Origin of the sequence: Nonomuraea sp. NPDC049504 (assembly GCF_040676845.1) — a bacterium.
Taxonomy (GTDB): Bacteria; Actinomycetota; Actinomycetes; order Streptosporangiales; family Streptosporangiaceae; genus Nonomuraea; species Nonomuraea salmonea.
Map to the genome: position 1 here is coordinate 1 of NZ_JBFAPT010000031.1, position 19,380 is coordinate 19,380.

Annotated in this window: 18 protein-coding genes and 1 pseudogene; 7 read left to right on the forward strand and 12 right to left on the reverse strand. The window is 72.6% G+C overall.

Annotated features, from left to right (window positions below; translation table 11 throughout):
* Positions 1-96: 96 nt before the first annotated feature.
* Together AB0K28_RS41885 and AB0K28_RS41890 are read right to left on the reverse strand one after the other, a co-directional pair.
* Positions 97-531, reverse strand: a pseudogene (locus AB0K28_RS41885) (response regulator transcription factor); the annotation flags it as partial.
* Entirely contained in the window at positions 528-1,775 is a 1,248-nt protein-coding gene (locus AB0K28_RS41890; protein ID WP_364381448.1) for a histidine kinase, read from the reverse strand. The pseudogene AB0K28_RS41885 and the gene AB0K28_RS41890, both read right to left, overlap by 4 nt.
* 296 nt (positions 1,776-2,071) lie before the next feature.
* On the opposite strand from AB0K28_RS41890, the gene AB0K28_RS41895 reads away from it, so the two are divergent.
* The gene (locus AB0K28_RS41895) at positions 2,072-2,986 is read left to right on the forward strand and encodes a hypothetical protein (protein WP_364381451.1); all 915 of its coding nucleotides are present in this window, start codon (positions 2,072-2,074) and stop codon (positions 2,984-2,986) included.
* Here the strand turns inward: AB0K28_RS41895 and AB0K28_RS41900 are convergent, their stop codons facing one another.
* On the reverse strand, positions 2,987-3,490 hold the full coding sequence (locus AB0K28_RS41900; protein ID WP_345404838.1) for a MarR family transcriptional regulator: 504 nt from the start codon (positions 3,488-3,490) through the stop codon (positions 2,987-2,989).
* Between the two features lie 54 nt (positions 3,491-3,544).
* Between AB0K28_RS41900 and AB0K28_RS41905 the strand changes: the two genes are divergently transcribed.
* Both AB0K28_RS41905 and AB0K28_RS41910 read left to right on the forward strand, forming a co-directional pair.
* The gene (locus AB0K28_RS41905; protein WP_364381454.1) at positions 3,545-4,264 is read left to right on the forward strand and encodes an SDR family oxidoreductase; all 720 of its coding nucleotides are present in this window, start codon (positions 3,545-3,547) and stop codon (positions 4,262-4,264) included.
* Positions 4,265-4,309: 45 nt separating this feature from the next.
* On the forward strand, positions 4,310-5,221 hold the full coding sequence (locus tag AB0K28_RS41910) for an SDR family oxidoreductase (protein ID WP_364381457.1): 912 nt from the start codon (positions 4,310-4,312) through the stop codon (positions 5,219-5,221).
* A gap of 456 nt (positions 5,222-5,677) precedes the next feature.
* Here the strand turns inward: AB0K28_RS41910 and AB0K28_RS41915 are convergent, their stop codons facing one another.
* From AB0K28_RS41915 to AB0K28_RS41955, 9 genes are all read right to left on the reverse strand, one after another.
* The gene (locus AB0K28_RS41915; protein WP_364381460.1) at positions 5,678-6,010 is read right to left on the reverse strand and encodes a hypothetical protein; all 333 of its coding nucleotides are present in this window, start codon (positions 6,008-6,010) and stop codon (positions 5,678-5,680) included.
* A gap of 21 nt (positions 6,011-6,031) precedes the next feature.
* Positions 6,032-6,481, reverse strand: a complete 450-nt coding sequence (locus AB0K28_RS41920) for a VOC family protein (protein WP_364381462.1) — start codon at positions 6,479-6,481, stop codon at positions 6,032-6,034.
* A 35-nt stretch (positions 6,482-6,516) separates the two neighbouring features.
* On the reverse strand, positions 6,517-7,467 hold the full coding sequence (locus tag AB0K28_RS41925; RefSeq protein ID WP_364381464.1) for an NADP-dependent oxidoreductase: 951 nt from the start codon (positions 7,465-7,467) through the stop codon (positions 6,517-6,519).
* A gap of 84 nt (positions 7,468-7,551) precedes the next feature.
* A complete protein-coding gene (locus AB0K28_RS41930; protein WP_364381466.1) occupies positions 7,552-8,940 on the reverse strand; it encodes an alpha/beta fold hydrolase in 1,389 nt (462 codons plus the stop codon).
* Positions 8,937-9,851, reverse strand: coding sequence for a hypothetical protein (locus tag AB0K28_RS41935; protein ID WP_364381469.1), 915 nt, complete (start codon positions 9,849-9,851; stop codon positions 8,937-8,939). The genes AB0K28_RS41930 and AB0K28_RS41935 overlap by 4 nt, the downstream gene beginning before the upstream one ends.
* Before the next feature lie 105 nt (positions 9,852-9,956).
* Positions 9,957-11,171 (reverse strand): cytochrome P450, encoded by a 1,215-nt coding sequence (locus AB0K28_RS41940; RefSeq protein WP_364381472.1) that lies wholly within the window; start codon positions 11,169-11,171, stop codon positions 9,957-9,959.
* A 37-nt stretch (positions 11,172-11,208) separates the two neighbouring features.
* Positions 11,209-12,882 carry a phosphonate ABC transporter, permease protein PhnE gene (gene phnE / locus AB0K28_RS41945; protein WP_364381475.1) on the reverse strand — a complete coding sequence of 558 codons (1,674 nt, stop codon included), beginning with the start codon at positions 12,880-12,882 and terminating at the stop codon, positions 11,209-11,211.
* Positions 12,875-13,687, reverse strand: a complete 813-nt coding sequence (locus tag AB0K28_RS41950; RefSeq protein ID WP_364381478.1) for a phosphonate ABC transporter ATP-binding protein — start codon at positions 13,685-13,687, stop codon at positions 12,875-12,877. Before AB0K28_RS41950 ends, phnE begins: the two co-directional genes overlap by 8 nt.
* Before the next feature lie 10 nt (positions 13,688-13,697).
* On the reverse strand, positions 13,698-14,690 hold the full coding sequence (locus AB0K28_RS41955; RefSeq protein WP_345404813.1) for a phosphate/phosphite/phosphonate ABC transporter substrate-binding protein: 993 nt from the start codon (positions 14,688-14,690) through the stop codon (positions 13,698-13,700).
* Positions 14,691-14,905: 215 nt separating this feature from the next.
* On the opposite strand from AB0K28_RS41955, the gene AB0K28_RS41960 reads away from it, so the two are divergent.
* The 4 genes from AB0K28_RS41960 to AB0K28_RS41975 all read left to right on the forward strand — a co-directional run bounded on the left by AB0K28_RS41960 (position 14,906) and on the right by AB0K28_RS41975 (position 19,378).
* On the forward strand, positions 14,906-16,243 hold the full coding sequence (locus AB0K28_RS41960) for an alpha/beta hydrolase (RefSeq protein WP_364381481.1): 1,338 nt from the start codon (positions 14,906-14,908) through the stop codon (positions 16,241-16,243).
* A 136-nt stretch (positions 16,244-16,379) separates the two neighbouring features.
* Positions 16,380-17,384 (forward strand): PaaX family transcriptional regulator C-terminal domain-containing protein, encoded by a 1,005-nt coding sequence (locus tag AB0K28_RS41965; RefSeq protein ID WP_364381484.1) that lies wholly within the window; start codon positions 16,380-16,382, stop codon positions 17,382-17,384.
* 66 nt (positions 17,385-17,450) lie between these two features.
* Positions 17,451-18,374, forward strand: coding sequence for a PaaX family transcriptional regulator C-terminal domain-containing protein (locus AB0K28_RS41970; protein WP_345404801.1), 924 nt, complete (start codon positions 17,451-17,453; stop codon positions 18,372-18,374).
* 110 nt (positions 18,375-18,484) lie between these two features.
* Positions 18,485-19,378, forward strand: a complete 894-nt coding sequence (locus AB0K28_RS41975) for a transporter substrate-binding domain-containing protein (RefSeq protein WP_345404798.1) — start codon at positions 18,485-18,487, stop codon at positions 19,376-19,378.
* Positions 19,379-19,380 lie beyond the last annotated feature (2 nt).

Sequence of the window (19,380 nt, forward strand, 5' to 3'; positions counted from 1 at the left end):
TCGTTGACTCATCTACCGGAGACCTCTTCTTTTGTCGATCTACGACACCTCAACGCGACCGTCACTCAGATCACTTCCGAAACGCGCCCTAGCGGGTGGGCGGGTGCGGACGAACTCGCCGATCAGGCGCCGGGTGATCGACGGGGCCAGCAATGCCTCACCGGCGGCCACCACGCGTACGGCGTCCACCAGGCCGGAGCGGCGGACGTCCTTGAGCAGGAAGCCGCTGGCGCCCGCGCGCAGGGCCTCGTAGACGTACTCGTCCAGGTCGAACGTGGTCACCATGAGGACCTTGACCGGGTCGGCCGTGCCGGGGCCGGCCAGGCGGCGGGTGGCTTCGAGGCCGTCCATGCGGGGCATGCGCACGTCCATCAGGACGACGTCGGGCCGCAGCCGGCGGGCGGCCTCGACGGCCTGCGCCCCGTCCGTGGCCTCGGCCACCACCTCCATGTCGGGCTGGGCGTCGAGGATCGCGTGGAAGCCGGCGCGTACCAGCTCCTGGTCGTCGGCCACGACGATCCTGATCGTCATCGCGGGCCGCCGATCGGGAGCCGGGCGATCACGGCGAAGCCGCCGCCCGAGCGGGCGCCGGCGGTCAGCTCGCCGCCGAAGAGGTGGACGCGTTCTCGCATGCCGATCAAACCCTGTCCGGCTGATCCATCCCGGTCCTCGCCGTTGCTGACGCGTCCGTCGCGCTCGGTGCCGCCGTCCGACCCGATGCCGGTGGGGCTGCCTTCGTTGTGGACTTCGATGTGCAGGTCGCGGTCGGTGTGCCGGACGCGTACGCGTACCCGCGCCCCCGCCGCGTGCTTGACCACGTTCGTCAGCGCCTCCTGCACGATCCGGTACGCCGACAGGTCCACCCCGGCGGGCAGCGACCAGGAGCGGCCGTCCATCTGCAGCTCGGCCCGCACCCCGGCGCGGCGTGCCTGGTCGATCAGGTCGGGCACCTGCGCCAGCCCGGGCTGGGGAGCGAACGCGCCCTCCCCCGCAGGTCCCTCCTCGGGCGGGTCCTCGTCGCGGAGCACGCCGAGGAGGCGGCGCATCTCGGTCATGGCCTGCCGCCCGATGCCGGCGATCGTGTCGAACGTCCGCTCGGCCGCCTCCCCGTCCCGTTCGGCGAGCACGGGTCCCGCCTCGGCCTGCACGACCATCATGCTGACGTGGTGGGTGACCACGTCGTGCAGTTCGCGGGCGATGCGGGCGCGTTCGGCGGCGACCGCGCGGCGGGCCTGGAAGTCGCGTTCGCGGGCCAGCAGCTCCGCCCTGGCCTCCAGTTCGGCCGTGTACGCCCGCCGGATCCGCGCGCTGTCCCCCAGCACCCAGGCTCCGGCCAGCAGCAGCGTGGTGAAGGCGACGTCCAGCAGGTCGCTGTCGGTGGCCGGGACCAGCGAGACGACCGCCACGCTGAGCCCGGTGAGCACGCCGACGACGATGGAGACGGTCCTGCCGCACCAGGCCACCATGGTGTAGAGGGCGACGACGCCGCCCAGCGCCACCGGCGTCACCAGGTCGGGGTAGGGCGAGGCCCCGTACACCGCCGACGCCGCCCCCACTCCGAGGTTGATCCAGAGCGGATGGCGGCGCCGCCAGGTCAGCGGCAGCGTGACGAGCAGGACCAGGAGCACGGCGAGCGGGCCCGGGGGCGGCATGTGCTCGATGGGGGCGCGGACGAAGAGCGCGATCAGGGAGATCACCGCGAGGAGGACGGCGAGCGCCCCGTCAGCGGCCACCGGATGCTCCCGGAGCCAGGCCGCCACACGTTTCGTCGGCATACGCCCAAGTATGGGGCGCGGCGCCGCTGTTGACCTCCCTCCAAGGAGGGAGCCTCCCCCGAGGACCGGTGCCCCCACAGCGCGGCGCCGATGTCGACCACCGTCGAGGAGACAGGTGCGTTCGCGCGCCGCTGGCCTCCCTCCGAGGGGGGAGGCTCCCCGGGGCGGGTGAGCGCGTGGTTCGTCGTGGCGGGGGATCCGGTGCGGGCGGCCGGCGTCTACCGTTCGAGGTCATAGGGATCCCGCTGGAACACCGGTTCGCCGTCCTTCATCCGCTGTCACCAGGAGGTCCCCCCATGTCCACGATTCACCCGCCCCTCCCCCACGCCATGTGGGCGTCGCTGCGCAGCACGTTCTGGGACGACGCGCGCGGCCACCAGCGGCTGGCGTACGTCGTCGGCGCCGCTCTCATCCTCACCGGCCTCGCGCACGGCGTGGTCTGGGCGGTGGTCGGCGGGTCGGCGGAGGGCTCGCTGTCGTGGCGCAAGCCGGTCACGTTCGGCGTCTCGTTCGGCCTGACCACGCTCACGCTCGGCTGGATCGGCGGCCTCCTGCGGGCGCCGGCGTGGTCGGGGTGGCTGGTGTCGGTGCTGCTGTGCGGCTCGACCGCGCTGGAGGTGCTGTGGGTGAGCGTGCAGCGGGCGCGGGGCGTACCGTCGCACTTCAACGACATGACGGCGCTGGACGAGGCGCTGTTCACCGGGGGCGGGGTGACGATCGCGGTCACCGTCACCGCGCTCCTCCTGATCACGGTCGCGGCGTTCACGTCGTGCACCGCGGACGCGGCGATGGCGTGGGCGATCCGCGGCGGCATGCTGGCGCTGCTGGCGGCGCAGGTGGTCGGGATGTGGATGATCGTGCACGGGATCGGCCTGCTCGATGCGGGGGTCTCGCCGCTGACGCACTCGATGACCACGTACGGGCAGGCGGGCGCGATGAAGTACGCCCACGCGGTGCCGATGCACGCGATCCAGGTGCTGCCGGGGCTGGCCTGGCTGATGGGGTTCGGCAGGTGGTCCGGCCGGGCGCGGCTGCTGGCGATCAGCGCGGCCATCGCGGGGTACGCGAGCCTGTTCGCCGTCGCGCTCGGCCGTACGGCGCTGGGGCTGGAGCCGTTCGACCTGGTCAGCGCCTCGACGTTGCTCTATCTCGTCCCCGCGCTGCTGCTGGGCGCGGCCTCGGTCGCGACGGCGGCGGCCCTGCGCCGCTGATCAGAGCCGCTGCCGGACGTCGGCGGTCAGCTTGTCCAGCAGGTGGACGAGCGTGCCGCGCTCCTCCGGGGTCAGGCCCTCGACCAGGGACGCCTCGCGGCCGAGCACCGAGTCCACGGAGCGTTCGATGAGCGCGTGGCCCTCGTCGGTCAGCGTGACGAGGACGCTCTTGCGGGCGGTGCCGCCGGGCGCGCGGCGGATGAGTCCCGTCCGCTCGGCCCTGGCCACCCGCTGCGAGATCGCGCCGGCCGTCACGAGCGTGCGGCGGGCGAGCTCGCGGGTGCTGAGCCGGTACGGCGGCCCGGACCGGCGCAGGACGGACAGCAGGTCAAGGGTGGCGGCGTCGATCCCGGCGGCGCGCAGCACGCGGGCCCGGTCGTCGGCGAACATCTTCGCCAGCCGCCAGATCGGCGTGACGATCTCGATGGAGGAGGTCGGCGTGCCGGGACGTTCGCGCTGCCAGGCGGCGGCGATCTCCGCGGGACTGGTGGGGATGTCAGCCATGTCACGACCCTTCGCTATATTTAGGGCTAAACATACCCGTCGTCAGGAGGAAACATGGGCAGGACCGTACTGGTCACCGGGGGAACCAGCGGCATCGGCCGGGCCGTCGCCGCCCGTTTCGCCGCCGACGGCGCCGACGTCGTCATCACCGGCCGCCGGGCCGCCACCGTCGAGCCCGCTGCCGAGGAGCTGGGCGTGCGCGGGCTGGCCTGCGACGCCACCCGTCCCGACCAGGTCGCCGCGCTGGCGGCCGAGCTGGACGGTCCGCTCGGCGTGCTCGTGAACGCCGCGGGCGGCCTGCCCGCCACCGCCCCTGAGGGCACGCCGCCGCTGGAGGCGCTCGCCCTGCAGTGGGAGTCGAGCCTGTCGCTGAACGTGGTCGGCGCCGCCCTCACCACGGCCGCCGTGAGCGACCGGCTGGCGCCCGGCGGCACGGTGGTCAGCATCGGCTCGATCGGCGCGGAACGGCGCGGCGGCTCGTACGGCGCCGCCAAGGCCGCGCTCGCCGCCTGGAACGTCTCGCTGGCCGCCGAGCTGGGCGCCCGCGACGTGACCTGCAACGTCATCTCGTCCGGTTACGTGACGGGCACCGGCTTCTTCGGCGGCGGCATGACCGAGGAACGCCATCAGGCGCTGGTGGAGGAGACGCTGCTGAAACGGGCCGGCACGCCCGGTGACATCGCGGAGACCGTCTTCTTCCTCGCCTCGCCCGGCGCCCGGCACATCACCGGCCAGACCATCCACGTGAACGGCGGTGCCTTCACGACCCGCTGAAAAACATGACACGCCCTGTCGGGTTTCCTCGTTACGTTCAGCCGTATGAGCAACCTGAAGGGCAAGATCTGCCTGGTCGCGGGCGCGACGCGAGGCGCCGGCCGGGGCGTCGCCGTCGAGCTGGGCGCGGCCGGCGCCACCGTCTACGTGACCGGCCGCAGCACCCGGCACAAGAGATCCGAGTACGACCGCGCGGAGACCATCGAGGAGACCGCCGAGCTGGTCAGCGCGGCCGGCGGCCACGGCATCGCCGTACCGGCCGACCACCTCGACCGCGACCAGGTCAGGTCGCTCGCCGAGCGCATCGGCCGCGACCACGGCCACCTCGACGTCCTCGTCAACGACATCTGGGGCGGCGAGCTCCTCGCCCAGTGGGACAAGCCGCTGTGGGAGCACGACCTGGACGCCGGCCTGCGCCTGCTCCGGCTCGCCATCGACACCCACGTCATCACCAGCCACTTCATGCTGCCCCTGCTGATCAAGCGGCCGGGCGGCCTGGTGGTGGAGATGACCGACGGGACGAAGGAGTACAACGACCACAACTACCGCGTCTCATTCTTCTACGACCAGGCCAAGAGCGCCGTCATCCGGCTCGGGTACGCGCAGGCGCACGAGCTGCGCCCGTACGGGTGCGCGGCCGTGGCGCTGACCCCCGGCTGGCTCAGGTCGGAGATGATGCTGGAGCACTACGGGGTGACGGAGGAGAACTGGCGCGACGCCACCACCCGCGAGCCGCACTTCGCCATCTCGGAGTCACCCCGCTACGTCGGCCGCGCGGTCGCCGCGCTGGCCGCCGACCCGGACCTGATGCGGTGGAGCGGGCAGTCGCTGTCGAGCGGGCGACTGGCCCTGGAGTACGGCTTCACCGACGTGGACGGCTCCCGCCCGGACTGCTGGCGCTACCTGGTGGAGGTCCAGGACCCGGGCAAACCGGCCGACGTCACGGGCTACCGCTGAGCGTCCTGGTACGTCTTGATGCGGTACTCGTGGTCAACCAGGATGGGGTAGCCGTCCGGGCAAAAGGCCTCTGAGATACGGCCGGCCCGCGCCCTGGGCCCGCTGCCGATACCGGTCTTCCCCCGACTTCTGATGCGGATCTCGAGGGCGCCCACGTACCCGACCCCTTCTTGCACCGGGCCCAGGTAGCCGAGATTGGTCCCGGTGCTCGCGCCGGACCCGCTCCCGCAGTCGCTGGGGAGCGGATCCGCGGACGTGACCGCCGGACCGCTCGTGGCCCGCCGCCTCGAACCGGGCCGGCCCGAGGTACGGCGCCGGCGGGCGAGGGGCCGTCAGTCGGATCGAGTGGTCGCTCGCGCCGTCCCAACGCTCCCCCGTTCCGCCGGAGGGTCCCTCACCGAGGAGAGAGCGATCACCGAAGGGTGTACGGCCGTTCAGGACCGCGAAATTGCCCGATCACGAAGAGAGCGCATCCAACCAGCGGGCGGCGAAGGCGGCGGACACCGGCTCGAACAGCTCAGGCGCCGACGCCTCGGTGAAGAAGCCCCGTAGACCGTCCTCGATGCCGACGTCGTCCCGCACCTCCAGGGCATCGGCCCACGCGGTGACCGTCTCCGCGTCAACGGCTCCGGCCAGGTACGCCCGCAGCAGCCGGACCACGTCGTCGGCGCGCACCCGCACCAGCGGACGCTCGACGTCCCACGGGAATGAGCGGAGCACGCCCACGACCTCATCCACCGGCCGGCGCAGCTCCACGAGGTCGGCGAGGAGCCGGCGACGCCTGCTCATGCACGAGCCTCCCCAGCGAAGCTAGACGACGTCGAACTCGTTCCCCTCGGGGTCGAGCATCGCCACCGCATAATGATCCATCCCGGGCTGGGCGAGCACCCGCACGACGGACGCCCCCGCCTCGACGAGCCGCTCCGCCTCGGCATCCACGCGCGCCCTCCGGACCTCCAGCGGCGCCTCCTCCCGCCTGCCGCCCACCCGCACGTCCAGGTGGAACCGGTTCTTGACGACCTTGCCCTCGGGCACCTGCTGGAACCAGATCCGCGGCCCGCACCCCTCGGGATCGACGATGCTGTCGGCGCAGTCGCCCTCCCCCAGTTCCTCCTCCGGCACCCCGAGCCTGAGCCAGTGCTCCCGCCACGTGCCGGCCCCACCGGGCGGCGGCTCCACGACATACCGCAACGCCCCCGCCCAGAACCGCACCATCCGCTCAGGCTCTACACAGTCGATGACCAGTTGGTAGGAAACCATGCCGGCCATGCTGCCGGACCTGACCGACAATCCGGTCAGGGGAGGGTGAGGACGAGTTTGCCGCGGGTGCGGCCCTGTTCGCCGTGGCGGTGGGCTTCGGCGGCCTGCGCGAGTGGGTAGGTGCGTTCCACCTCGACGAGCAGGTTGCCCTCGTCGATCAGGGTGGCGATCTGGGTGAGGGCGGCGCCGTCGGGTTCGACGAGGATGCCGGTGGCTCGGATGCCTTCCTCGCGGGCGCGGCCGATCAGTTCGGGGGCGACGCCTGAGGGGACCGCCACCAGCAGGCCGCCTGGGCGGAGGGTCTGCAGGGAGCGGGTGCTGGTCCGGTCCACGGCGTCGCCTATCAGGTCCACAACCACGTCCACGTCGCGTACGGCGGTCTCGAAGTTTGTGGTGGTGTAGTCGATCAGTTCGTCGGCGCCCAGGTCCCGGAGCCAGTCGTGTTTCTCCGAACGGGCGGTGCCGATGACGTGCGCGCCCGCGTGCTTGGCCAGCTGCACCGCCAGGTGGCCGACGCCGCCGGCCGCCGCGTGGATGAGCACGCGGTGGCCGGTGCCGATGTGGGCGGTGTCGATCAGGGCCTGCCAGGCGATCAGGGCGGCCAGTGGGATGGCGGCGGCGGTCTCGTGGCTGGTCGAGCGGGGTTTGCGGGCGAAGTGGCGGGAGGGGGCGGTGACGTACTCGGCGTACGCGCCCGCCTGGCGCGGGAACCACGGCATGCCGAACACCTCGTCGCCCGGCTGGAAGAGGGTCACCCCGAAGCCGGTCTCCTCGACCACGCCGGAGACGTCCCAGCCCAGCACGAACGGCGGGTCGCCGAGCACCGCCGCCATGCCGGAGCCCTGGCGGGTCTTCCAGTCGACGGGGTTGACGCCGGCGGCGTGCACCCGTACCAAGATCTCGGTGGGCAGGGGCACCGGTCGCGGCACCTCGGCCAGGCGCAGCACCTCCGGGCCGCCGAAGGTGTCCTGAATGATGGCTTGCATGGGCACGGGTCCTTGCTCGGTCGGTTCGTACGGCACGTGCCCGGAGAAGGGTAGGGGCAAGAGCAAGGACCCGTAAGCAGCTGGTTACGGGCGGTTGAAGCGGGGTGGGGTGAAGGGGATGTAGCGGGCGGCGGGGTCCGCGGTGCGGGCGTTCATCGCGGGCGCGGACGTGGCCGGCCACCTTCCCGTGCGCAGGCGGTCGAACATGGTGGTCAGCGCGGCGTGCTGCTCCGCCGGTGTGAAGTCGCAGTGGCCGGCGCTGCGGGTGTACGTCTGGCGCAGCAGGGACGCCGATCCCGCCCGGCGTGCCTTCTCCTCGTACACCTGCTGCTGGGCGACGGTCGAGATCTGGTCGCCGATGTTCGACAGGGTGAGGACGGGGATGCGCAGCTTGCCGTCCAGGACGATGCCGCGGGCGAACCGGTCCACGGCGTCTGGGTCGGCGGCGATGCGAGGTGCCTTGGCCAGGGTCTTCAGGTCGTCCGTCAGCTTCAGCCCCGCCTGCTCGTACAGCTTCCCGACGGCGCGCCGCAGGGCGGGGTCGGCCTCGCGAAGCTGCTTGGCGTAGTCCACGCCGGTGTTCCAGGACGGGTTGCCGCCCACCACCTGCATGATCTGGCGGCGGCTGCTCATGGCCTGCCCGACGTACGGCAGGGGGCCGCCGGCCAGCGCGAGGTAGGCGCCCTGTTCCAGGCCGGCGGCGTCGCCGGGGGCGGGAGGCGGCGGGGTGATGCCGTCGGGGTTCCTGCCCCAGGCGGGCAGCTGGCCGATCGCGGCGGCGAGCGCTATGCGGGCCCGGCCCTCGGGGGTGCGCTGGGCGGCGGCGAGTGCGTCGATCCACGCCTGGCGGGCCGACTCGACGTCCTCCGGGATGTCGATGACCGGGAGGCCCGGCGCGACCAGGCGTTCCAGCACGAAGACCGTGTCGAGCTTCTGGTTCCACTGGGCGACGGAGCCGCTCAGACCGCCGCACATGGGGACGGCCGCGTCGAACTTCCCGGGGTGAACCTGGGCGACGCCGGCGGAGACGAAGCCGCCCATCGACGTCCCGGAGGCGATGGCTCTGCGAGCCTTGCCGTACGCCTGCTCGAACCGGGCCAGGGCCTCGGCCTGGTTGTCGATGGCGGCGCGGATGTTCCAGCCGGTGATCGCCCGGCTCGTGCCGCCCCTGGCCACGCCGTCGGCCAGCAGGCGCGCGGTGAGCTGCTCGGTGCGGCCGGGGCCGGCGAAGTCGAGGGCGACGACCACGGTGCCGTTCCAGCGGGCCGGGACGACGAACTCGTACGGTGTGCCGTCCTTGAGCGTGCCGCTGATGCAGGTGGGACGGGACGGCGAGTCCGGCAGGCAGGGCGTGCCACCGCGGGCGCCGACGGCGACGGCCGGGGTGGCACCGCTCTCGGCGATGGCGGGAAGGCCGGCGGCGGTGGTCGTCACCGCGATGGCCAGGGAGACGATGGCGGCGCGGCGGATCACAGCGGCAGTCCCTTCGACTCGACGGTCCAGCCGTCCTCGGTGCACAGCCCGCAGTCGGGGCCGATGAAACGCGCCCCGGCGGTGCGGTCTCCGCGCAGGACGTAGTCGAACCAGTCCGCGGCCACCTGCCAGCCCGTCGTCGCCTGGAGGCCCGCGATGAGGCCGACGTGCCCGGCCGGCGCGTGGGCGGCCAGGACGGCGGGGACGTCGAGGAGGGCGTAGTTGTCGATGCTGTTCTGGTACGCCACGTCGTCCGGGCCGCCGTTCACCAGGAGCGTCGGGGTGTGCAGGCCGGCGAGGCGGTCGCGTCCGAAGCCGCCGAAGAAGGGGTCGGGGAGGTATCCGGTGTTGAAGCCGGCGACCGCGTCGATCATCGGGTCGGTTCCTGCGGCGAGTGCCTCGACGCCGCCGCAGCTGTGCCCGAGCACGCCGACGCGGGTCGTGTCGGCGCGTCCGTCGAACTGCTTGCGGGCCTGCTTCGACTCGGTGGCCCAGTGGGCGGCGGCGAGCAGCGCCTCCGGGTGCGCGATGGTCTGCTCAGGGGTGCTCGGGACGGGGAAGTCGGCCACGCCGCCGTTGGCCACCACGATGTACCCCTGGGAGGCCAGGCCGGTGAGGAAGGTGATGCCTTCGAGGTTGCTCGCCGCGCAGGCGCCGTTGCCGTAGACGATCACGGGCAGGCTGTCCTTGCGCAGTTTCTTCAGGTCGGCGGGACGGTAGACGGTGTGGCCAGGGAGGCCGTCGGCGGCCTCGCGGACGGTGGGCAGGATGGCCGGAGCCGGGGCCGCCGGTGGTTCGGGCGGTGGCGGGTTCCCGGGGGACGAGGCCGTCGCGGTGCCGGAGCCGGCCAGGACGACCGCTCCCAGGGTCGCCGCCAGCAGGATCCGGGCGGTCTTGAAGGGGGCCGACATGGGTGGTTGCCTCCACAATCGATGGGCGAAGCCGGCAAGAGGGTGCCGGAACGGGGGGTGGGAACGAAGGGCGTGGCGGACGACCGCGGGCCGGCGTGCCGGGGGTCAGGTGCGGGGGACGAGGCGGAGCGGTGCGGACTTGGGGCCGAACTCGAGCCAGTTGAACATCTCGACCTCGCCATCCGGTTCGACCCGGTCGGTGCCCGCGAGCAGCTCTCCGAGCGCGGCGGCCAGCTCCATGCGGGCCATCGCCGCGCCCGGGCAGCGGTGCGGGCCGCGGCCGAAGGCGAGGTGGCGGTTGGGCCGCCGGTCGAGGTCGAGCCGGTCGGCGTCGTCGAAGACCGTCTCGTCCCTGTTCGCCGAGGGGAAGATCATCGCGATCGGCTCTCCTGCGCGTACCGTCCGTCCGCCCAGCTCGACGTCGCGGAGTGCGGTGCGGGCGAACACGCGGTACGGGGCGTACAGCCGCAGGAGCTCCTCCATGGCCGCCGGCAGCAGGGCGGGGTCGGCGCGCAGCCGGTCCTGGAGCCCGGGGTCGCGGGACAGGTGGACGGCGGCGCTGCCGAGCACGGCGTGCGGCGCGCCGATGCCGGCCACGACGGTCTGCCGTACGGTGGCCACGACCAGGTCGGGCGGGATCGGCCGCTCGGGGTCACCGGACGCCGCAAGCAGGCTGGACACCAGGTCCTCGTCCGGGTCCTTGGGATCGGCGCGGCGGTCCGCGACGATGGTCCTGGCAATGGCGTACAGCTCCTCGCTGGCCGTCATGATCCGGGCCCGGTCCATCTCCTGGATGGCGAAGCTGTACTCGACGCCGATACGGCGGATCTCCAGCACCTGCTCGACCGGCAGGCCGAGGAAGATCGCGAAGCACTGCGCCGCGTACGGCAGCGCGAACTCCTTGGCGTAGTCTCCGCCGCCGCGCGCCAGCAGCGGTTCCAGCAGTTCGCGGGCCGCCTGCGCGAAGGCCGGTTCGAGGCGCCTGAGCACGGCGCGGCGCAGCACCCGGTCCATGGGGGCGCGGTAGATCCCGTGCTCGGGCGGGTCGTAGTGCAGCGGCGGCCGGCGCTGGGTGCGCGGCACGTGCGGGACGACGTTCTGCGTGGCGGTGCTGAACGTCGCGCTGTCGCGGGCCACCCGCACGACGTCCGCGTAGCGGGTGGCCGCCCAGAAGCCGCCGAAGGCGTCGCTCCACGGCACGGGGCAGCGTCGCCGCAGGTCGGCATAGACGCCGTGGGAGCTGTCGAAGGTCTCGGGCGCGGTGGGGTCCCAGTCGGAGGCACGTTCACAGCCCGCGGTGGAGTTCCGGTCCGTGGTCATGATGAGGTCCCTTCGTCATGGGCTCGTCCGGGGGCGGTCACAGCAGGTGGCGGCGCGCGGCGCGGGCGAGGGTCTCGATGGCGTACACGACGACGGCGATCGCGATGATGATCGCGGCGGTGGTGTCGTAGCGGAGGGTGGCGATCGACTCCTGCATGAGGTAGCCGACGCCGCCCGCGCCCGCGATGCCGAGCACGACGGACTCGCGCAGCGCCAGGTCGGCGACGAACAGGCCGTTGCCGGTGAAGGCGGGCACGAACTGCGGCCACGTCCCGGCGGTGAACGCCTGCCACCGGCCGGCGCCGACCGAGGTCAGTGCCTCGCGCGGCAGCGGGTCGAGTTGCTCCAGCGAATCGGTGAAGAACTTGGCGGCCAGTGCCGTGCAGGAGATCCACAGGGCAAGGAAGCCGGCGAACGGCCCCAGGCCAAGCGCGGCCACGAAGAGCAGCGCGTACACGAGGTCGGGGATGCCTCTGACCACCACGAGCAGCACCCTGAGCGCGGCGGCCAGGGGGCGCCAGGGGGCGGTGCCCGTGGCGGTCAGCAGGGCCGCCACCAAGCCGCATGCCGCGCCGGCCGCTGCCGCGCCGAGCGCCATGAGCAGGCTCTCCAGGACCGCCATGAGCAGGTCGGCCGAGAAGGCGGGCGGCCACATGCCGGTGAGGACGCTCTGCAGGTTGGGCCAGGCGCTGGACAGCCGCCCGGGGTCGGGGCCGAGGGACCACAGCGACGCGAGGAAGATCACGCCGGTGATGGTCGCGCCGGCCACGCGCAGCACGCGGGCGCGGTCCCAGCCGACGTCGTACGGGGTCCGGCCGGCGGGCAGCGCCGTCCCCTCCGTCTTCCCGCTGGTTCGGCGGCGCAGGGCCACCGACAGCAGTTCGAGCAGCAGGACGAGGGCGACGATCACGCAGATGATGCCGGCCGCGCGGTGATAGTTGAGGCTGCCGAGCGCGGTCTGCAGCGCCACGCCGATGCCGCCCGCGCCGACGATGCCGAGCACGGCGGAGGCTCTGATGTTGATGTCGAGCCGGTACAGCACGATGGCGACCAGCGCCGGGAACACGCGGGGCAGGACGGTGGCGGCGGCCACCTGCGCCTCGCGGGCGCCGCAGGCGCGGGCCGCCTCGGCGGGTGCGGGGTCGGCCTCCTCGATGGCGTCGGCGAGCAGCTTGGCGATCATGCCGACCGAGTGCACGGCGACGGCGAGCGCGCCCGCCAGGGGGCCGAGTCCGAAGATCCGTACGAACAGGATCGCGAACGCCAGCGTCGGCACGGCCCTGGTCAGCACGATCACCGTCCGAGCGACCGGCCGCAGCCACGGGGTTCCTTGGTGGGTACGTGCGGCGATGAACGCCAACGGCACCGACGCCAACGTGGCGAGCCCGGTCCCGGCGACCGCGATGAGCAACGTCTCGGCGATCATCGCCGCCACGTCCGCGGCGGCGGGCAGGGTGGGCGGCCACATCCGCCCCAGCAACCGCGCGGTGTCATCAAGCCCGGCGGCGAGCGTGACCGGCGACAACCCGATCCACCAGAACGCCACCCAGGCAACGCCCACCGCCGCGGCGAGCAACCCACCGGCCACGAGCCCTCGGACGCTCACGGGCGGCCGGAGGGGGCCGGGATCCTTGGGGGCGGGAGAAGGTGGGGCGGAGACGGTGCCGGCCTTCGCGCTCGCCTGCCCGGACGGCGCCGATACGTCAGGCATCGGCCTCACCTGTGGGGGTGTAGATCTCGTGGAGGCGGGCTGGGGTGAGGGTGGTGGCGGGTTCGTTCAGGATCAGGTGGCCGTCGCGGAGGGCCACGATCTGGTCGGCGGTGGTGAGGGCGAGTTCTACCTGGTGCAGGCTGCACAGGACGGAGATGCCGTCCTCGGTGCTGATGCGCTTGAGGGTGTCGAGGACGAGGACGCTGGCGGCCGGGTCGAGGGAGGCGACCGGTTCGTCGGCGAGGATCAGTTCGGGGCTCTGCAGCAGGGTGCGGGCCACCGCGACGCGCTGCTGCTGACCGCCGGAGAGCGTGTCGCAGCGCTGGAAGCGCTGGTCGGCCAGGCCGACGCGGTCGAGTTGCTCGACGGCGCGGACGCGCAGGGCACGCGGGTAGCTCATCACCCCGTAGCGGGGCAGGCGCAGCGTGGCGAGGGCGCCCATCAGCACGTTCTCCATGGCGGACAGGCGCCCGACGAGGCCGAACTGCTGGAAGACGAACCCGACCCTGGCCCGCAGGGCGCGCAGGCGGCTGCGGGAGCAGGCGGCCGGGTCCTCCCCCAGCGTGCTGACGGTGCCGCGGTCCGGCAGGTGCATGCCGTTGGCCAGCCGCAGCAGGGTGGACTTTCCGGCTCCCGAGGGGCCGGTCAGCGCGACGAAGCGGCCGCGCGGCACCTCTAGGGAGACGTCGTCGAGGACGGTGACGCCGTTGAAGCTCTTCCCGACGCCCGACAGTCGCAGGACGGGCTCGCCCTCCACCGAGCCGCCACCAGGACTGCTCGCCGAGCCGGTCTCGGGACTGTTCACAGAGAGTTGCTCAGCCACCGGACGTGCACACCTCGGCCTTGGTGATCTCGCAGATGCGGGTGATCGGCTCGTACGTCGCGTCCGTGGCCTTGACGAACGTCCACGCGGTGGAGGTGCCGAGGGTGCAGGCGGAGGCGCCGGCGTGCGGTCCCCAGGTCTTCGGGCCCTTGATCTCGCTGCCCTTGCAGAGCCCGGCCGAGGCGGCGCCGGTGGCGGTGAGGCCGGTGACGGCGGTGGTGATCTTGTCGCGCATGTCCTGCGGCAGCCAGGTGCCGACCACGATCGGCGGGCCGGGGATGAGCGGCGAGGTCCACACCTTGGTCACCTGTCCCGGCTTGAGCTGGCCGCGGGCGGGCAGCAGCTGGTCGATGAAGACGTCGCCGACGAAGGCGATGTCGCAGTCGCCGGCCAGCAGCGAGGCGACGGCGGTGTCGTGGCCGTGGGTGAACACCGTCTTGACGTCCTTGTCCACGTCCACGCCGGCCTCCCGCAGCGAGGCGAGGGGCTGCAGGTATCCGGTGGTGGAGCCCGGGTCGGTGAAGCAGACGTCCTTGCCGGCGACGTCCTTGAGCGAGGCGATGCCGCTCTCGTCGCCGCGGGTCACGCCGTAGGCGTAGGCGCCGGGCTCGCCGTCGGGTGCGGCGATCGGGACGGCGACGGGCTCGACCTTGGCGCGGGTGCGGGCCAGGTAGTAGCTGAAGGCTCCGTAGACGGCGACGTCCACCCGCCTGGCGACCTGCGCCTCGACGACGGCCGCGTTGCTGGTGACGGCCTGGAAGCGCACCGGGATGCCGAGCTCCTTGCCGAGCGCGGAGGTGATCGGGGCGAACGACGCCTCCAGGTTGTCGCTCTGCTCCGACGGGATGGCGGCGAAGACCAGCTCGGTGGGCCGGCCGCCGTCGCCGGACGCGCTGCGGGTGCTTCCGGGGCCGGCGCCGCAGGCGGGCAGGAGTGCGATCGCGGCACATGCCGCGACGGCGCCCAGAGCTGACTTGCGGAACATCGAGGCTCCTCACATGCAGGTGGTCGGGCCAAAGTAAGCAGCACCGGCACCATTGTCAACACTTATGTGACGACCGTAAGATTTGTGTCTAATAACATCGGCGGCTCATTTCGGACGAGCGTCCAGCCATGTGTTGTCTTTCTCGCGTTGGCAGCTTCCCACCCTTGGAGGCGGACATCAATCCCCGTACAGTGATCAAACGGGCATCTCGCACCATGGCCGTGGTTTCGGTCACGGCGACCGCGCTCGCCCTCACGCCACCGGCGTCGGCCGAGGCGGCTGCGCTCAGCCTCACCGGCGTGCACCCGAGCGGCGCCACGTACGCCATCGAGGTCCCGCGCGGCTGGAACGGCACCGTGCTGACGTTCACCCCCGGCTACGGTCAGGGCGCCGGCCCGGACCACCTGCCGGCCGACCTCGGCGGCGACGCCGCCTCGCGCGCGTGGCTGCTGGCCCACGGCTACGCGCTCGCCGGCTCCCGGCCCTACGGGGACGGCTGGGCCGTCGAGGAGACGCTCAAAGCCTCGGCCGACACCTTGGCGACGTTCGCCGAGAAGGCCGGCGACCCGGCCATCACCCTGGCATGGGGCGCCTCGATGGGCGGCGCCATCGCGGCCGGACTGGCCGAGCTCCGGCCCGACCTGATCGACGGCGCGCTGCCGTACTGCGCATCCGTCGCCGGGCCCGTGGCGATGCTCAACCAGTCGCTGGACGCGGCGTTCGCGTTCAAGACCTTGCTCGCGCCGGGCGAGGACGCGATCAAGCTCGTCCGCCTGGCCTCGGCGGAGGAGGAGGCGCGCAGCACCACGGCCGCCCGCACCGTCCTGGACGCCGCCCAGCAGAGCGCGGCCGGCCGGGCCCGCATCGCGCTGGCGGCGTCCTTCGCCCAGGTCTCGACCTGGTCGGTGCCCGGCACCGATGAGCCCGCGCCGCGCGACTGGGAGGCGCAGCAGGCCCAGGAGTACGCGGCGTTCATGCCGACCGTCTTCTCCCCCCGCCATCCGCTGGAGCAGCGGGCGGGCGGGAACTTCTCGTGGAACACCGGCGTGGACTACCGCAGGCAGCTGCGCGAGTCGGGACGCCTGCAGCAGGTGCGCGCCCTCTACGACCGCGCGGGCCTGAACCTGGACGCCGACCTCGCGGCCCTGGCCAAGGCGCCCCGCGTGGCCGCCGATCCCCGCGCGGTCTCCTACATGGAGGACTACTTCACCCCGCGCGGCCGGCTCGGCGTCCCCGTCCTGACGATGCACGAGCGCGGCGACAACTACCCCACCGTCACCCAGGCCCGCGCGTACGCCGACGCGGTCCGGCACGCCGGGAAGAACCCGCTGCTGCGGCAGGCGTTCGTGGACCGGCCGGGCCACTGCCGCTACACCGGGGCCGAGTTCGTCGCCGCCGTCCGGACGTTGCACGACCGGGTGGCCACCGGGCGGTGGCCGGACACCGGCGCGCACCGGCTCAACCGGCTGGCCGCCGCGTACCCGGACCTGGGCACGGCGGAGTTCACCGCCTATCATCCGGGCCGTTTCCTGCGCCCGCACGTGCCGCGATGAAGGCCACGATGAAGGCCACGGTGAAGGCTGCGGTGAAGGGGGTGCGCGTGATCGGTGAGGACGTAGGATTCACGCAAGCCGAGCCCGGCGAGCCCGCCCGTGGCCGGGACGGCCGTCCCGGCCGAGGAGCCTGACGATGGGGGGACACCTGGTGGCCGCGTCGCCGGAGCCCGGATCCCTGCCCAGAGCCCGTCAGGGCGCCGAGCCCCAGCGCCTGCTGACCACACTGCTCGGCGACTACTGGTTCTGGCGGCAGGAGCACATCCCGTCGGCGGCGCTGGTGCGGCTGCTGGAGGAGTTCGGTATCACTCCGGCGGGCGCCCGCGCCGCCCTGCGGCGGGTCACCTCGCGCGGGCTGCTGACCAGCTCGCGCAACGGCCGCACGACCGCGTACGGGCTGCCGCCCAGGGCGCACGACGTGATCGTGGCGCACATGCGGCGGCTGCTGACGTTCGGCGCGGCCACGCCGCTGTGGGACGGGCGGTGGACGGTCGTCACGTTCTCGGTGCCCGAGGACCAGCGCGACGTCCGCCGCCTGCTGCGCGACGGGCTGCGCCTGCTGCACTTCGGCATGGTGTTCGACGCGGTGTGGGTGTCGCCGCACGACCGGGCGGAGGACGCCGTCGCGCTGCTGGGCAGGCTGGGCGTGCGCGGGGCCGCGGTGTTCCGTGCCCGCGAGGTCGCCGGCGGCGAGCTCGAGCCGGTGCTGGAGCGGGCCTTCGACGTGGGCGCGCTGCGCGAGCGCTACGCGCGTTTCATCGAGGCCCACCGGCCGGTCGCCGAGCGGCTGGCCGGCTCGAGCCCGGCGCCCGCCGAGGCGCTGCGGCTGCGTACGGCGATCATGACGGACTGGCGGGTCTTCCCCGCGCTCGACCCCGACCTGCCCGCCGAACTGCTGCCCGCGGGCTGGCCGCGCGACGAGGCCAGGCGGCTGTGCGTGCGGATCTACGACTCCCTGGGCAAGCCGGCGGAGGAGCGGTTCCGCGAGATCCTCGCCGGGTTCGACCCCGCTCTGGCCGGCCTGGCGGCGCATCACACCTTCGCTCAGGTGTCCGCTCTGGAGTCGCCGGCGGCGCACCGCCGCACGACCTTCGACGAGACGACCGACCGGGCTCGCCTCGACCTCCTCACCGACGGCTGACCGCATCACAAAGCATGACAACATGGCAACGACCGCACGCGTAAACGTTGTCAATATACTCGGGATGTGAATGACCGGAAACTGGCCGAAGCTGTAGACGTCGACTTTCCGCGCTACCAGGTGGGCGCGCCCCCGCAGCACCTGATCACCACGTTGCTCGGCGACTACTGGATCAGCCGGCCCGAGCAGCTGCCCTCGGCGGCGCTGGTGCGGCTGACCGAGGAGTTCGGCGTCTCCCCCGTGGCGGCGCGGGCCGCGCTGAGCCGCCTGACCAAGCGGGACCTGCTGGTGTCGTCGAAGTCGGGGCGGCGCACCTACTACCGGCTGACCGACCAGGCCGCCGCGGTGCTGCAGGAGGGCCGGGAGCGGATCATGTCCTTCGGCCTGGAGCAGGGGGCCTGGGACGGCAGGTGGGTGATGGCCGCGTTCTCCATCTCCGAGGAGCAGCGCGACCTGCGCCACACGCTGCGCGCGCGGCTGCGCTGGCTGGGTTTCGCCCCGCTCTACGACGGGCTGTGGGTCTCGCCCAGGGCCGACGCCGACAGCGCGGCGGCGGTGCTGAGCGAGCTGGAGATCCCCATGGCGACGGTCTTCCGCGCCGAGGCGCTCGACCTGCCCGGCATGCGGGCGCCGCAGGAGGCGTGGGACTTCGAGCAGCTGCGCCGCACGTACGAGGGTTTCGCCGCCCAGTACGCGCCCCTCCTCGACCGCGTGCGCAGGGGCACCGTCGGCGCGTCGGAGGCGCTGGTGGCGCGCTCGGGGATCATGGACACCTGGCGGACGTTCCCCAATCACGATCCCGACCTGCCCGCCGAGCTGCTGCCCGCCGACTGGCCGCGCGCGGCGGCGCGCAAGCTCTTCGTCGAGATCTACGACACCCTGGGGCCGCTCGCCGAGTTCCGCGTCAGGCAGATCGTCGCGGAGTTCGACCCGGCGCTGGCCGGCCTGGTCTCCCACCACGGGACCGGCGCCATTCTCACCCCCTCCTGACCGTCCCCGCCGCACAGTGGGCCCTTGACAGGTGTGCACCCTGAGATGTGACACTTGCCCCAACGACCGCAAAACTAACTGCATCATTAGCCGGTCGCGGAAGGACCACCATGAGACTGTCCAGGACCATGCTCGCGGGCGCGGCGGCCGTGACGCTCGCCTCCGCCTCGGCGTGCGGCGGAGGCGGCGGTGAGCCGCAGCGGCCGGCCGGCGCGACGGCTCTGTACGACGCCCTACCCGATGCCGTGAAGGAGGCGGGCGTCATCCGATTTGCCGGTGATTCGCATCCGCCCTACCGGATCGTCGCGAACGACGGCAAGACCGTCACCGGCATCGACAAGGAGCTGCAGGACGCGCTCGGCAAGGTGCTGGGAGTCCGCACCGAGATCTCGATCGTCAACGGGCTTCCCGCGGCGCTGTCCGGCATGCTGGCCTCCCGCTACGACGCCTTCAACGGCCCGGTCAAGGACACCGCCGAACGCGAGAAGCAGTTCGACGCGATCGTGTGGATGGTCACCAGGACCTCCTACCTGATCCCCAAGTCCGGGTCCGCGGCCATCAAGAGCTCGGCCGACCTGTGCGGCAAGCGCGTCGCGGGCACCGCGGGCAGCATCGTGGAGGACCAGGCCAAGCGCCTGACCGACTGGTGCGCCAAGCAGGGCAAGCCGAAGATCGAGTTCATCGGCCTCGCCGACACCAACGGCACCATCCTCGCCGCCAGATCGGGCCGCGCCGACGCCGCCGGCATGACCGAGAGCGCCGCGCTCGACGTGCTGAGCAAGGAGAAGGACGCCTTCACGTACGTCACCCAGACCGACGAGCAGGGCGCCGGCGTGGACCAGCTGGCGATGCTGGTGCCCAAGTCGAGCGGGCTCGGCCCGGTCATGCTCGACGCGTTCAAGGAGATCTTCAAGAACGGCGAGTACAAGAAGATCATGGACAAGTACGGGCTCCAGAGCGTCGCCGTCGAGGAGCCCGCGCTGAACACGGCGGGCGCGCAGTGAAT